Origin of the sequence: Pseudomonas sp. NPDC089395 (assembly GCF_044749525.1) — a bacterium.
GTDB lineage: Bacteria > Pseudomonadota > Gammaproteobacteria > Pseudomonadales > Pseudomonadaceae > Aquipseudomonas.
This window is the reverse complement of the sequence record NZ_JBIVID010000009.1, coordinates 195806-209455: the sequence shown is the minus strand read 5'-3', so window position 1 is coordinate 209455 and position 13650 is coordinate 195806. Positions and strand designations below refer to the sequence as shown.

The following is a 13650-nucleotide window of genomic DNA, read 5'->3' as shown; positions in this document are numbered from 1 at the left end:
GCGCTTAAACGGTCAGAACTTGTAGCCAAGCCCCACCATGTAGACCCATGGGTCTACATCCACATTGACCTTGGTCTTGCTGTAGCCCAGTGCGGTCGGGCCGTCGACGCTGGCTTTGGTGTCGATGTCGACGTACCAGACCGAGGCGTTGAGCAGTATGTTGTCGGTCAGCATGTAGTCCATGCCCAGCTGGCCGGAGATACCCACCGAGTCCTGCAGTTCGAGGTTGCTGAAGCCTTGTTGCTTGCGTTCGCTGGTCAGGTCTTCGTCGAAGAACAGGGTGTAGTTGATACCGATGCCGGCATACGGCTGGAACCGCGAGCCCGGGTCCATCGGGTAGTACTGCAGGGACAGGGTCGGTGGCAGTTGCTTGACGTCGGCCAGCTTGCCATCCAGCCCGCCGCCCAGGCCTTTGACCCCTACTTCATGCTGGAACGGTGTGGCGGCCAGCAGCTCGATGCCGACGTGGTCGGTGAGCATGTAGGCGAAGGTCAGGCCCAACTGGGTGTCGCTGTCCAGAGTAGCCTTGGTGCCCGACACCTTGCTGCCATCGAACTTCAGATCGCCGCTGTTCTCGTTCGGTGCAGTGGTGATGGCGCCCGCGCGCAGGATCATGTCCCCCGCCTTGTGGGCGTGGGCGACAGGGGCGACGAGCGCAAGGGCCGCGAGCGAGGCGCCGAGCAAAGACTTGTTCATGGAAGCTCCCAGAGGACGTTATTAATTGAAGTAGTCCAATATTACGGAGCCGGTTGAACAGAAAGTTTGACCCAGCTCAAAGAAGCGTACTCACGAATTCGAAACAGTTCTCACTTCAGTACATAGGCGTAAATTTTTTCCGCTTCCATCTGGTATCCGGCGTCGGCCAGTTCGCTGCGGGAGGCTCTAACTTGCAGCTTTCCTTCGATCCAGTACGGCTGGTAGAGGTCTTCGACGCGCACGCCCATTTCGCTGAAGATGTGCACGATCTGGTTGGCAGGAGGTGGCGGTACATGGATGCACGCGCCGTAGTAGGGCACCAGGAGGAATTCGGTGGTACGGCCTTCTTCACTGACTTCCAGCGGCACGATGTAGCCGGGCAGCTTGATTTGCTGGCCGTCCAGGTCCTTGACCACCGGGGCGTCGGGCGCTTGCTGGTGCGCGGCAGGCGCTGATTCGGCGGACAGGGCGTCGCTCAACTGCGACATGTCGTGCAGGGGGGTGAGTTGCGGCGGGATGACGGGTGCGCCTTCGGGGATCAGCGCGGGCCAGTCGAGCTCGCGGGGGGCGGCTGCCCAGAGCGGCAGGGCCAGTAGCAAAAGCATCAGTAACAGGAGGCTTTGCAGTACCTGGACCGGCCTCATCGCCGGCAAGCCGGCTCCCACATGGGCCGCGCCAACGCTCCCTGTGGGAGCCGGCTTGCCGGCGATGAGGGCAGTGAGTTTGTCGGTCATGGTGAGCCCTCAGAGGTGAATCGACAAGCCATCGGCCAGCGACTGCCGATAGGCCCGCCAGGCCGGCACACTGCCCATCAGCAAGGCGGCGCCGAGGATGATGGCCAGCAACGTCCATTCATGCGCGCTGGGCCAGGCCAGTGGCAGGTACAAGCCATAGTTGGCCTGCAGATAACCCTGCGCCAGGGCGATCCCCGCATACAACAGCCCAAGCCCCGCCGCGATGCCCGCCACGGCCAGCGCCAGCGCTTCGAGCACCAGCAATCCGGCAATATGCCAAGGGCGAGCCCCTACCGAGCGCAAGATCGCCATCTCCCGGCGTCGCTCGTTGAGGCTGGTGAGAATGGCCGTGAGCATCCCGATCAACCCCGTCAGCACCACGAACAGCGAAACCACGAACAGCGCCTGCTCGGCTGTTCCCATCAGGCTCCACAGCTCCTGCAGCGCCACCCCAGGCAGGATCGCCAGTAATGGCTCGCTGCGGTATTCGTTGATCTCGCGCTGCACGCTGAACGTGGCGATCTTGCTGTTCAGGCCGAGCATGAACGCCGTAATGGCGGCAGGTTGCAAGTCCATGTTCCGCGCCTGCTCGGCGCTGATACGCCCGGCGCCTCGGGCCGGCACGCCGTTGTGCCAGTCAACGTGGATGGCTTCCATCCCCGCCAGGCTGATATGCAAGGTACGGTCGACCGGCGTGCCGGTGCGCTCCAGCACACCGACCACGGTGAATGGTTTGTCGTCGTGCTTGACCAGGCTGATCGCGGCCACGCCATGGGCCAGGACCAGCTTGTCGCCCAGCTTGTAATGCAGCGCGTCGGCGACTTCGGCGCCGAGCACCACTTCGAACGGGTCGTCGGCAAAGGCGCGACCTTGGCTCAGCGCCAGGTGCTGCCGGCGGCCGTACTGGTAATGGCTGAAGTAGTCGCCGGTGGTGCCCATTACCCGGTAGCCGCGGTGCGAGTCGCCCAGCGAAATCGGGATCGCCCATTTCACCCGTGGGTCCTGGGCATAGTGTTCAAAGCTGTCCCAGCGGATGTTGTTGGTAGCGTTGCCGATGCGGAACACCGAATACAGCAGCAAATTGACCGAGCCCGAACGGGCGCCCACGATCAGGTCGGTGCCGCTGATGGTGCTGGCGAAGCTGGCGCGGGCTTCGGTGCGCACGCGCTCGACAGCCAGCAGCAGGCACACCGACAGGGCGATGGCGAACGCGGTGAGCAGGGCGGTGAAGCGGCGGTTGGCCAGGCTGGCCAGGGCAAGGCGAAGCAGGTACATCAGGCCTCCCGGGGCTTGGCCGCGCGGTTGAGCTCGGCCAGGGACAGATGACGGTCGAACAGGGGCGCGAGGCTCTGGTCATGGCTGACGAACAGCAGGCTGGAACCGGCCGCCCGGCATTCGGCGAACAGCAGGTGGATGAACGCTTCACGGGTATCGGCATCCAGCGCCGAGGTCGGTTCGTCGGCGATGACCAGCTCCGGCTGGCCGATCAGTGCGCGGGCGGCGGCAACGCGCTGCTGCTGGCCGATGGACAGGCTGCCGGCGCGCCGAGCGAGCAGAAGCGGGTCATCCAGGCCCAGGTGTGCGAGCAGTACGCTGGCGGCCTGGTCGACACTGCCATGCCGTTGCCGTGCACGCTCGGCGCGGCTGCGCGAGAAGCGGCAGGGCAGCTCGACGTTCTCGCGCACCGACAGGAATGGCAGCAGGTTGAACTGCTGGAAGATGTAGCCGGTATGGTCGACCCGGAAGCGGTCACGCGCCCCTTGCCCCATTGCGCCCAGGTCATGTCCGAGCAGCTCGATGCGGCCCTGGCCCGGAAGGTTCACACCGCCGAGCAGGCCCAGCAGCGTGGTCTTGCCGCTGCCACTGGGGCCTTTGAGGAACAAGGCTTCGCCCGCGTCCAGGCGCAGCGCCGGGATATCCAGCAGCGGCGCCTGGCCTGGCCAGGCGAACACCAGGTCATGCAGTTCGATCAACGGCTGGCTCATTCAGAAGGCGACCACGGTTTTGCCCGGCGAGGTTTCCACGCCTTTCTGGCCGTTCGGGCCAATCAGTTGCACGTTGATCTTCTGGGTAGCCGGGAAGGCCTTGAACAGCGGTGCGAGGTCGATCTGGGTGAGTTTCTCGGGCGCTGCGCAGTTCAACTGATAATGAGCGCCGATATCGCTGTGCTGATGGCCGTGTTCGTGTTCATCGCCGTCGTCGTCGGCTTTTGCCGCGTCACCGAACAGCGGGCTTTCCAGCACCTGGGCGTCCTCTTTGCAGCCGGCGGCTGCAGCCAGGCCAAACAGCGTCAGCGGCTGTTCGAGCTGCTGGCGCACGGCAGCCACCTTGGCCTTGTCGGCGTCGCTGTTGGCGGCATGTTCGAAGCCGACCAGGTTCATCGCCGGGCTGTCCAGTTCCAATTCCAGGGTACTGCCGTCGAGCACGGCATTGAGCTTGGCCACGCCATGTTCGTGGGCGCCGAGGGTGCCGTGGTCGTGGTCATCATGGGCATGGGCCACGGTGATGGGCAGCAGGGTGAAGGGCAGGGCGAGCAGCAGGCGACGCATGGACGACTCCAGGGCGGGCTGGTAAGGGTTTGGTAATGTTATAACAACTTTTCTCTGCCTCGCCAGCCTGCCTGGCGCAGGTTTCATGTTGCTGTAGCATGAGCGTATCGAACTGGCTTCAAGGAACGCATCGTGAGAATTCGTGGACAGATTGGTGACTGGCCGGTGGACCTGACCATCGAGCTGGAGCCAGCGGAGTGGGCGCAGTTGGGGCGGCAGATCGAGGAGCCGGTGGTGGCTGAGGCAGGCGCTCCAGCGGTGGCGGGCGTGGCGCGTCAGGATGATGGGCAGTGGGCGGCAGCGCGCGATGTCCTGCGTCAGGCGGGGCAGATGAATGGGCCGGAGTTGCTGGACCGGTTGGAAGGATTGGCCGGAAGCACTGCGGCGGGCAAGCGCTTGCTGGTGCGGTTGCGGCACAGCAGCGAGGTGAAGGTGGAAAGTGGCGTGGATGCGCCGGTTTATCACTGGGTGGGGTGAGGATTCGGTATTTTGGGGGCCGCTTCGCGCCCCTTTCGCGACACAAGGCCGCTCCTACAGGCTACGCGATCATCTGTAGGAGCGGCCTTGTGTCGCGAAAGGGGCGCGAAGCGGCCCCAGCGATTTCAGAACATGGCCGAAGACAGCTTGCGACGGTACATGCCTACCAGCGGATGATCGCCTCCGAGCAGTTCGAACACCTGCAGCATCGCCTTCTGCGGAAGCCCGTCAGCGTACCCACGGTTGCGCTGGAACAGCTTCAGCAGCCCATCCAGCGCCGCTTCGTACTGCTGACGCGCCAGTTGCTGAATGCTCAGCTGGTACGCCGCTTCATCATCTTGCGGGTTCTGCGCCAGGCGGCTCTTCAACTCGGCGACTTCCGGCAGGCTGGCGGCCTGGCGCAGGAAGGTCAGCTGGGCCTTGGCGCCGGCCAGGGCGGCCTTGTGTTCGTCGCTCTTGACCGCGTCCAGTACCGTCTGGGCCTCACCCAACTCATTGCGCTCGGCCAGGCAGCGGGCATACAGGATCAGCGCCTCGGCATTGCTGTTGTCCTCGCTCAGCAACTGCTGCAGCGCAGCTTCCGCCTCGGCGAAACGGCTCTCGGCGAACAGCGCCTTGGCCTGCTCCAGCGGCGATGCGGCGGGGGCGGCAGGCATCTGCACATGCGGCTCGAGCATGGCGCGAATCGCCGACTCCGGCTGCGCACCGGCAAAACCGTCGACCGGCTGGCCGTCCTTGAACAACACCACGGTCGGCAGGCTGCGAATACCGAACTGGGCAACCACTTGTTGCTCGACGTCGCAGTTGATCTTGGCCAGCAGCAACTCGCCCTGATAACCCTCGGCGATCTTCGCCAGCAACGGCATCAATGCCTTGCAGGGGGCGCACCACTCGGCCCAGAAGTCCACCAGCACCGGCTTGTGGAAGGAGTTCTCGATCACCAGTTGCTGGAAGGTGGCATCGGTAGCGTCGAAAATGTAAGGCGTGTCTTGTGTCATCGCGACTCTCGCAAACTCGTGTATGGCATCACTATAAGGCGCCACGGCTGGCGTGGTACAGGCTGACCCGGCGGAATTCGTGTGGTTCGGCCAGGTCCGGCAGGGTCAGTGCTTCGAGCACGCCCAACTGCTGGTAGAGCGGGTGGCTGAAGTCGCGTACCCGTGAGTCGGCCACCAGGGCCTGGCGACCGCGGCCGAGGAAGGCATCCAGCAGCGGCAGGTTGGCGCGGTCGTACAGCACATCGGCGACCAGAATCAGGTCGAAGCGGTCGTCTTCGGCGAAGAAGTCGCTGCTGTAACCCAGCTCCACGCCATTCAGCAGGGCATTGGCGCGGCAGGCCTCGAGTGCCAGCGGGTCGAGGTCGCACGCCACCACTTCTGCAGCACCGGCACGGGCAGCGGCAATGCCGGCGATGCCGGAGCCCGCGCCAAAGTCCAGTACGCGCTTGCCGGCCACCCACTCGGGGTGCGCGGCCAGGTAGCGGGCCATCGCCAGGCCGCTGGCCCAGCAAAAGCTCCAGTAGGGTGGCTCTTCGAGAATGCGCCGGGTTTCTTCGCTGCTGAAGGCGCGGTCCATGTTCTGGTCGTCGATGAGCCAGAGCTTGAGCTCGCACTCGGGCAGTTCGCTGACGACCAGACGGGCTTCGCCGATCAGGCTGCCGAGGGCCTGTTGCAGTGCCAGCGGCGCCACTTACGGCGCCTTCTCGAAGCGCAGCGGGCCGGTGGCCTGGTTTTGCGCCTGAACGATGCGCACCGGCGGCAGGTGCATGATCAGCTGGCCCGAGCTGCTGGCGCGGCCGCGCAGTTCGACCCGGGCGCCGGCGGGGAATGCCTCGGGATTGAAACGCAGTTGGTAGGGCAGGTCCTGGCCGGTGCCGGTCAGGGAACTGCTGGCCAGCAACTGCTGCGGCCGGTCGCGCTCGTCGATGACCAGCAGGGCCAGCTCCACATCGGCACCGGCCGGAATGTTCAGCAAGGTGCCGCTCAGTTCACGCTGGTAGACCGGCAATGGACCGAGTGGCTGCGCCTTTTTCGCCACCTTGGAAGGTGCTGCTACGGGCGCTTGTTCGGTGTTGGGCCGGTCGCTGCCGCAGGCAGCGAGAAGGGCGGTGCAGCACAGCACGGCGAGCGCGCGAGAATGCATAGGGGAGTCCTTCACGGGCAGAATTGCATGGATGTTAACCCCTTTGGCTTGTCTTGCGAGTGCAATGCGCTACCATGGCCCTCCCTTTTTTTGTTGCCTGCCACCATGCACTGTCCCTTTTGCGGTGCCAACGACACCAAGGTCATCGACTCGCGCCTGGTCGCCGAGGGCGAGCAAGTGCGCCGCCGTCGCGAGTGCGTGGCTTGCGGCGAGCGTTTCACCACCTTCGAAACCGCCGAGCTGGTGCTGCCGCGGCTGATCAAGCAGGACGGCACGCGCCAGCCTTTCGATGAAGAAAAGCTACGTGCCGGCATGCAGCGCGCGCTGGAGAAGCGCCCGGTCAGTGTCGAGCGCCTGGAAGCGGCGCTGGCGCATATCAAGAGCCGGCTGCGAGCGACCGGCGAACGTGAGGTCAAGTCACTGGTCGTCGGCGAGTTGGTGATGGCCGAACTGCGCAAGCTCGATGAAGTGGCCTACATCCGTTTCGCTTCGGTGTACCGGCGCTTCCAGGACCTCGACGAATTCCGCGAAGAAATCGACCGCCTGGCCCGCGAGCCAGCTAAAGAGTGAACATGCCGAGCCAGACCGCGATCCTCGACGCCCATTACATGGCCCGTGCCCTGGAACTGGCGCGCAAGGGTGTGTACACCACCCACCCCAACCCGCGCGTGGGTTGCGTGATCGTTCGCGATGGCGAGGTCGTCGGCGAGGGCTGGCATGTGCGTGCCGGCGAACCGCATGCCGAGGTGCATGCGCTGCGCCAGGCCGGTGAACGTGCACGCGGCGCCTGTGCCTACGTGACCCTGGAGCCGTGCAGCCACCATGGCCGTACCCCGCCGTGTGCCGAAGCGCTGGTCAAGGCTGGTGTGGCGCGGGTAGTGGCCGCCATGCAGGACCCCAACCCCCAAGTCGCCGGCCAAGGCCTGCGGCGGCTGGCCGATGCGGGCATCGAAGTGGCAAGCGGTGTGCTCGAGGCCGAGGCCCGCGCACTGAACCCCGGTTTCCTCAAGCGCATGGAGCGCGGCCTGCCGTTCGTGCGCGCCAAGCTGGCCATGAGCCTGGACGGTCGCACGGCCATGGCCAGTGGCGAAAGCCAGTGGATTACCGGCCCTGCGGCGCGATCTGCGGTACAGCGTCTGCGTGCCCGCTCCAGCGTGGTGCTGACTAGCGCCGCCAGCGTGCTGGCCGATAACGCACGGATGACCGTACGCGGTGCCGAACTGGGGCTGGATGAGGAAGGCACCGCGCTGGCCCTGAGCCGGACACCACTGCGTGTGCTGATCGACGGCCACCTGCGTTTGCCGCTGGAGGCGCCGTTCTTCCAGGCGGGTCCCGCCCTGGTGGTGACCGCCATGGGCGATGACCCTCGCTATGCCGAGGCTGGCCACGAACTGCTGAACCTGCCAGGCAGCAACGGCCATGTCGATCTACAGGCCCTGATGCAGGTGCTGGCAGCGCGCGGGGTCAACGAAATCCTGCTGGAGGCCGGTGCCCGCCTGGTCGGTGCCTTCGCCCAACACGGCTTGATCGACGAGTACCAACTGTTCGTCGCCGGCACCTTCCTCGGCTCCCAGGCCCGGCCGCTGCTGGACTGGCCATTGAGCAAGATGAGCGAAGCCCCCCGGCTGAAAATCACCGAAATGCGCGCAGTGGGCGATGACTGGCGGGTCACGGCCATCCCTCTGCCGGCGCCCGGCGTATAATGCCGGGCTTGCCCCGCGCAACCCGTTCTTGAGGAAGACCCCATGTTCACCGGCATCATCGAATCCATCGGCACCATCCGCAGCCTGACCCCGAAGGGCGGTGACGTGCGTGTGTACGTCGAAACCGGCAAGCTCGACCTGGGTGACGTAAAGCTCGGCGACAGCATCGCCGTCAACGGCGTATGCCTGACCGCCGTCGAGCTGCCGGGCGATGGCTTCTGGGCCGACGTCAGTGTCGAGACCCTCAAGCGCACCGCCTTCATCGACCTCAAGAGCGGCAGCAAGGTCAATCTGGAAAAGGCCCTGACCCCGACCACCCGCCTGGGCGGCCACCTGGTCAGCGGCCATGTCGACGGTGTCGGCGAAATCATCTCGCGCAGCGATAACGCCCGCGCCATCCAGTTCCGCGTGCGTGCGCCCAAGGAGCTGGCCAAGTACATCGCCCACAAGGGGTCGATCACCGTCGACGGCACCAGCCTGACGGTCAATGAGGTCAATGGAGCTGAGTTCGAGCTGACCATTGTCCCGCACACCCTGTCCGAAACCATCATGGCCGACTACCGCGCAGGACGTCGGGTGAACCTTGAGGTCGACCTGCTGGCCCGTTACCTGGAGCGCTTGCTGCTGGGTGACAAGGCTGCCGAACCGAGCAAGGGCAGTGGCATCACCGAAAGCTTCCTGGCCGCCAACGGCTTCTTGAAATCCTGATTGAGAAGGGGGTGCCGCGTGGCGCTCAACAGCATCGAAGAACTGGTCGAAGACATCCGCCAGGGCAAAATGGTCATCCTCATGGATGACGAAGACCGCGAGAACGAAGGCGACATCATCATGGCGGCAGAGTGCTGCCTGCCTGAGCACATCAACTTCATGGCCAAGCATGCCCGTGGCCTGATTTGCATGCCGATGACCCGTGAGCGCTGCGAAACGCTCAAGCTGCCGCTGATGGCACCCCGCAACGGTTCGGGCTTCGGCACCAAGTTCACCGTGTCCATCGAGGCCGCCGAAGGCGTCACCACCGGCATCTCCGCCGCTGACCGCGCACGTACCGTGCAGGCTGCCGCCGCCAAGGATGCCAAGGCCGAGGACATCGTCAGCCCAGGCCACATCTTCCCGCTGATGGCCCAGCCCGGCGGTACCCTGGCCCGCGCCGGCCACACCGAAGCTGCCTGCGACCTGGCGCGCATGGCCGGCTTCGAGCCGAGCGGCGTGATCTGCGAAGTGATGAACGACGACGGCACCATGTCGCGCCGTGCCGAGCTGGAAGTGTTCGCTGCCGAACACGGCCTGAAGATCGGCACCATCGCCGACCTGATCCACTACCGCATGATCCACGAGCGCACCGTGCAGCGCGTTTCCGAGCAGCCGATCGAAAGCGAGCTGGGCCAGTTCAACCTGGTCACCTACCGCGATTCGGTGGAAGGCGACGTGCACATGGCCCTGACCCTGGGCAAGATCTGCGCTGAAGAGCCCACCCTGGTACGTGTGCACAACATGGACCCACTGCGCGACCTGCTGATGGTCAAGCAGGCGGGTCGCTGGAGCCTGCGCGCAGCCATGAGCGCCGTGGCCGAGGCCGGCAGCGGCGTGGTGCTGCTGCTTGGCCACCCGCTGGAGGGTGACGTGCTGCTGGCGCACATCCGCGAAAGCGCGGGCGACGGTCAGGCCAAGGCGCCGACCACCTACAGCACCGTCGGTGCCGGTTCGCAGATCCTGCGTGACCTCGGCGTGCGCAAGATGCGCCTGATGAGTTCGCCGATGAAGTTCAATGCGATATCCGGATTCGATCTGGAAGTTGTAGAATACGTGCCCTCCGAGTGACTTGAGGCGGCATTGACGCCCTGCAACTCGAGTCCAGACCCTGTCGAGGCCGCCGTGCGCGGCCTCGCTCTTGAATATGAGAATATCGGAATGACCCTGAAGACCATCGAAGGTACCTTCATCGCCCCCAAAGGTCGCTATGCTTTGGTGGTTGGCCGCTTCAACAGCTTCGTCGTAGAAAGCCTGGTGAGCGGTGCCGTTGATGCCCTGGTACGCCACGGTGTCAGCGAAAGCGACATCACCATCATCCGTGCCCCGGGCGCGTTCGAAATCCCGCTGGTGGCACAGAAAGTCGCCCAGCAAGGCGAATACGACGCGATCATCGCCCTGGGCGCAGTGATCCGTGGCGGTACCCCGCACTTTGAATACGTGGCGGGCGAATGCACCAAGGGCCTGGCCCAGGTGTCCATGGAGTTCGGTGTGCCGGTGGCCTTCGGTGTTCTGACCGTCGACTCCATCGAGCAAGCCATCGAGCGTTCCGGCACCAAGGCCGGCAACAAAGGTGCTGAAGCTGCCCTGTCCGCTCTGGAAATGGTCAGCCTGCTGGCGCAGTTGGAGGCCAAGTGATTAGCGACGAAAGCGATCGTTTCAACCCGCGCGATCCAAAACCTGCGGATGCCGGCAAGCCATCGAAGAGCGCCAAGCGCCGCGAAGCCCGCAAGCTCGCGACCCAGGCGTTGTATCAGTGGCACATGGCACAGCATTCGCTGAACGAGATCGAAGCGCAGTTCCGGGTCGATAACGATTTCACCGATGTCGATGGCGCCTACTTCCGCGAGATCCTGCATGGGGTTCCGGCGATCAAGAGCGAAATCGACAAGGCGCTGGTGCCTTGCATGACCATCGCACTGGAAGAGCTCGACCCCGTCGAGCTGGCCGTGCTGCGTCTGTCCACCTGGGAATTCATCAAGCGCGTCGACGTACCGTACCGCGTGGTGATCAACGAAGGCGTGGAACTGGCCAAGGTCTTCGGCGCCACCGACGGCCACAAGTTCGTCAACGGCGTGCTGGACAAGCTCGCGCCATCGCTGCGCGAAGCAGAAGTCAAGGCGAACAAGCGCTGATCCTGGCGCTGCCTGGCCATGGGTGAGTTCGAGCTGATCAACCATTACTTCGCCGCCGCGCCCTGTGCGCAGGGCGGCGAGGGCGTGGTGTTGGGGATCGGCGACGACTGTGCCCTGCTGGACCTTCCCCCCGGCGAGCAGCTGGCGGTGTCGACCGACACCCTGGTTGCCGGCGTGCATTTTCCCGCTGTCTGCGACCCTCGCCTGCTTGGCCAGCGCTCATTGGCCGTGGCGGTCAGCGACCTGGCGGCCATGGGCGCCGAAGCCATCGGCTTCACCCTTGCCCTGACCCTGCCAGGGGTCGGCCCGGACTGGCTCGAAGCCTATGCCGCCGGCCTCAGCCACATGGCCCAGCGTTGTCGCATCAGCCTGATTGGCGGCGACACCACCCGGGGTCCGTTGAGTATCACCGTCACTGTGTTTGGCCGCGTGCCGGCTGGCCAGGCCCTGCGCCGCAGCGGTGCCCGTCCGGGCGACCTGTTGTGTGTGGGTGGTTCGCTAGGCAAGGCGGCGGGTGCACTGCCACTGGTGCTCGGTGAGCGCGATGCGCCTGTCGAACTGGCAGAGCCGCTGCTGGCGCACTACTGGTCACCGCTGCCCCAGCTCGGCCTCGGCCAACGCTTGCGCGGCCTGGCCACGGCGGCCCTGGACATCTCTGACGGTCTGCTCGCGGACTGCGGGCATATCGCCAAGGCGTCCGGTGTCGCGCTTGAGGTGAACCTGGCGCAGGTGCCAGTGTCTCCAGTTCTAGAGGCCTTTCTCGGCCGCGAAGCCGCCGTGCAGGCGGCGCTTACCGGCGGCGATGACTATGTGCTGGCATTCACCTTGCCCCCCGAGTCGCTCGCGGCGCTGGCAGACGTCGAGGTGCATGTCGTCGGCCGCGTGCTCGAAGGCCATGGGGTGACGCTGCGTGACCCGCAGGGCCTGGACATCACCCCCGTCCAACGGGGCTATCAACACTTTAGGGAGACACCGTGACCGACCACCCCAACCAGGTGCCTGCGGAGTTCGTTCCGCCATCGGTCTGGCGCAACCCCTGGCATTTCATCGCCTTCGGCTTCGGCTCCGGCACCCTTCCCAAGGCCCCAGGCACCTGGGGTTCGATGGTGGCCATCCCGTTCATCCCGTTGTGGCAGATGTTGCCGGACTGGGGCTACTGGCTGCTGCTGGGCGTCACCATGCTGTTCGGCTTCTGGCTGTGCGGTAAAGTCGCCAATGACTTGCGCGTGCACGATCATGAAGGCATTGTCTGGGACGAGATGGTCGGCATGTGGATCACCCTTTGGCTGGTGCCTGAAGGGTGGCAGTGGATCCTGGCAGGGTTCCTGATGTTCCGCTTCTTCGACATCCTCAAGCCATGGCCGATCCGCTGGATCGATCGTCATGTGCATGGCGGAGTCGGCATCATGCTCGACGATATCCTGGCTGGCGTCTTCGCCTGGCTGGGCATGCAGCTTCTGGTATGGGCGGTGGGCTGACAACAGGGAGTGCTTCGATGGCCATAAGGACTGTGCTGCTGGCAATGCTGCTTACGTTTGCGCCCTGGGTGGTGGCAGCCGAAGAGGTGCCGAAACAGATCCACCTGGTCAGTGAAGAGTGGCTCGACTACACCAATGCCGACGGAACAGGCGTGGCCTGGGATGTACTGCGCAAGGTGTTCGAGCCAGCTGGGGTCAAGGTGGTCACCCAGACCATGCCGTACAGTCGTGCGATCGGGCTGGTGAAACGCGGCGAGGCGGATGCCTGGGTTGGCTCGTACAAGGAAGAGACCGACGACAACCTTTACCCGCGCTGGCACTTCGACATGGATCATATCTATGCCCTGGGGCTTGCCAGCAAGCCGGTGCCGAGCCATGACACGGTCGGTAGCTATCGCCTGGCCTGGGTGCGCGGTTATGACTACGCCAGCTACCTGCCCAATGTGCACACGTTCCGTGAGATCCAGCGTCGCGAAGGCATCCTGCCGATGCTCGAACATGACCGTGTGGACTTCTACATCGATGCGCAGACCGAAGTGGACTATGTGCTGGGGCAGAGCTCGCAACCTGAGCGTTTTCGCCGTACCCATGTAGCCGAGCTGCCGTTGTACCTGGCCTTTGCCCGTAACGAACAGGCCAAGGCTTTGCTTGACCTGTACGACAGGCGCATGGCCGAACTGGTACGCAGTGGCGAGTTGAAGCCGATTTTCGAGCACTGGAAGCAGCCGTATCCGTTCACTCCGGACAGCAAGCCGCAATAGCTGGGGCCGCTGGGCGGCCCATCGCCGGCGAGCCGGCTCTCACAGGTTCAGCGCTGCGCTCAAGGCCAGCGCTAACCCTGTGGGAGCCGGCTTGCCGGCGATAGGGCCCGTGAAGGCCACCTACTAAGCATCGAACTTTTCGATCTTATGCCACGGTATTCAACGAGCGCACAGGCCCCAACCTGCTGATACAATCGCTTCACGAGAAATTTCCTACTTATCCAGGAG

Annotated in this window: 18 protein-coding genes; 10 read left to right on the top strand and 8 right to left on the bottom strand. The window is 64.5% G+C overall.

What is annotated here, in order from left to right; translation table 11 throughout:
- Positions 1–12 precede the first annotated feature (12 nt).
- From ACIPZG_RS20090 to ACIPZG_RS20070, 5 genes are all read right to left on the bottom strand, one after another.
- Positions 13–696 (bottom strand): OmpW family protein, encoded by a 684-nt coding sequence (locus ACIPZG_RS20090; protein ID WP_400716359.1) that lies wholly within the window; start codon positions 694–696, stop codon positions 13–15.
- A 110-nt stretch (positions 697–806) separates the two neighbouring features.
- Complete coding sequence (locus tag ACIPZG_RS20085; RefSeq protein ID WP_400716405.1) at positions 807–1340, bottom strand: DUF3299 domain-containing protein; 534 nt, start codon at positions 1338–1340, stop codon at positions 807–809.
- A gap of 99 nt (positions 1341–1439) precedes the next feature.
- Positions 1440–2705: an ABC transporter permease gene (locus ACIPZG_RS20080; protein ID WP_400716358.1), complete on the bottom strand. Its 1266-nt coding sequence runs from the start codon at positions 2703–2705 to the stop codon at positions 1440–1442.
- On the bottom strand, positions 2705–3415 hold the full coding sequence (locus tag ACIPZG_RS20075; RefSeq protein ID WP_400716356.1) for an ATP-binding cassette domain-containing protein: 711 nt from the start codon (positions 3413–3415) through the stop codon (positions 2705–2707). Before ACIPZG_RS20075 ends, ACIPZG_RS20080 begins: the two co-directional genes overlap by 1 nt.
- On the bottom strand, positions 3416–3979 hold the full coding sequence (locus ACIPZG_RS20070) for a DUF2796 domain-containing protein (RefSeq protein WP_400716355.1): 564 nt from the start codon (positions 3977–3979) through the stop codon (positions 3416–3418).
- A gap of 132 nt (positions 3980–4111) precedes the next feature.
- Between ACIPZG_RS20070 and ACIPZG_RS20065 the strand changes: the two genes are divergently transcribed.
- Positions 4112–4456: a hypothetical protein gene (locus ACIPZG_RS20065; RefSeq protein ID WP_400716354.1), complete on the top strand. Its 345-nt coding sequence runs from the start codon at positions 4112–4114 to the stop codon at positions 4454–4456.
- Positions 4457–4581: 125 nt separating this feature from the next.
- On the opposite strand, the gene trxA is transcribed toward ACIPZG_RS20065, so the two are convergent.
- Genes trxA through ACIPZG_RS20050 form a run of 3 tightly spaced genes read right to left on the bottom strand, consistent with a single transcriptional unit; the run spans position 4582 to position 6598 of the window.
- Positions 4582–5454, bottom strand: a complete 873-nt coding sequence (trxA, locus tag ACIPZG_RS20060; RefSeq protein ID WP_400716353.1) for a thioredoxin — start codon at positions 5452–5454, stop codon at positions 4582–4584.
- A gap of 31 nt (positions 5455–5485) precedes the next feature.
- On the bottom strand, positions 5486–6145 hold the full coding sequence (locus ACIPZG_RS20055; RefSeq protein WP_400716352.1) for a class I SAM-dependent methyltransferase: 660 nt from the start codon (positions 6143–6145) through the stop codon (positions 5486–5488).
- On the bottom strand, positions 6146–6598 hold the full coding sequence (locus ACIPZG_RS20050; RefSeq protein ID WP_400716351.1) for a YbaY family lipoprotein: 453 nt from the start codon (positions 6596–6598) through the stop codon (positions 6146–6148). It abuts the gene before it with no gap.
- A gap of 105 nt (positions 6599–6703) precedes the next feature.
- Here ACIPZG_RS20050 and nrdR point away from each other — a divergent pair, with 105 nt between their 5' ends.
- The 9 genes from nrdR to ACIPZG_RS20005 all read left to right on the top strand — a co-directional run bounded on the left by nrdR (position 6704) and on the right by ACIPZG_RS20005 (position 13422).
- Positions 6704–7168, top strand: coding sequence for a transcriptional regulator NrdR (gene nrdR / locus ACIPZG_RS20045; protein ID WP_008092351.1), 465 nt, complete (start codon positions 6704–6706; stop codon positions 7166–7168).
- 2 nt (positions 7169–7170) lie between these two features.
- Positions 7171–8301 carry a bifunctional diaminohydroxyphosphoribosylaminopyrimidine deaminase/5-amino-6-(5-phosphoribosylamino)uracil reductase RibD gene (gene ribD / locus ACIPZG_RS20040; RefSeq protein WP_400716349.1) on the top strand — a complete coding sequence of 377 codons (1131 nt, stop codon included), beginning with the start codon at positions 7171–7173 and terminating at the stop codon, positions 8299–8301.
- A 42-nt stretch (positions 8302–8343) separates the two neighbouring features.
- A complete protein-coding gene (locus ACIPZG_RS20035; RefSeq protein WP_003255399.1) occupies positions 8344–9009 on the top strand; it encodes a riboflavin synthase in 666 nt (221 codons plus the stop codon).
- 18 nt (positions 9010–9027) lie between these two features.
- The gene (gene ribBA, locus ACIPZG_RS20030) at positions 9028–10119 is read left to right on the top strand and encodes a bifunctional 3,4-dihydroxy-2-butanone-4-phosphate synthase/GTP cyclohydrolase II (protein WP_400643212.1); all 1092 of its coding nucleotides are present in this window, start codon (positions 9028–9030) and stop codon (positions 10117–10119) included.
- A gap of 90 nt (positions 10120–10209) precedes the next feature.
- On the top strand, positions 10210–10686 hold the full coding sequence (gene ribE, locus ACIPZG_RS20025) for a 6,7-dimethyl-8-ribityllumazine synthase (RefSeq protein ID WP_008092356.1): 477 nt from the start codon (positions 10210–10212) through the stop codon (positions 10684–10686).
- Entirely contained in the window at positions 10683–11183 is a 501-nt protein-coding gene (nusB, locus tag ACIPZG_RS20020; protein ID WP_008092358.1) for a transcription antitermination factor NusB, read from the top strand. The genes ribE and nusB overlap by 4 nt, the downstream gene beginning before the upstream one ends.
- 18 nt (positions 11184–11201) lie before the next feature.
- Positions 11202–12161, top strand: a complete 960-nt coding sequence (gene thiL / locus ACIPZG_RS20015; protein WP_400716347.1) for a thiamine-phosphate kinase — start codon at positions 11202–11204, stop codon at positions 12159–12161.
- Positions 12158–12661, top strand: coding sequence for a phosphatidylglycerophosphatase A (locus ACIPZG_RS20010; protein WP_008092362.1), 504 nt, complete (start codon positions 12158–12160; stop codon positions 12659–12661). The genes thiL and ACIPZG_RS20010 overlap by 4 nt, the downstream gene beginning before the upstream one ends.
- Before the next feature lie 17 nt (positions 12662–12678).
- Positions 12679–13422 (top strand): substrate-binding periplasmic protein, encoded by a 744-nt coding sequence (locus tag ACIPZG_RS20005; RefSeq protein ID WP_400716345.1) that lies wholly within the window; start codon positions 12679–12681, stop codon positions 13420–13422.
- Positions 13423–13650 lie beyond the last annotated feature (228 nt).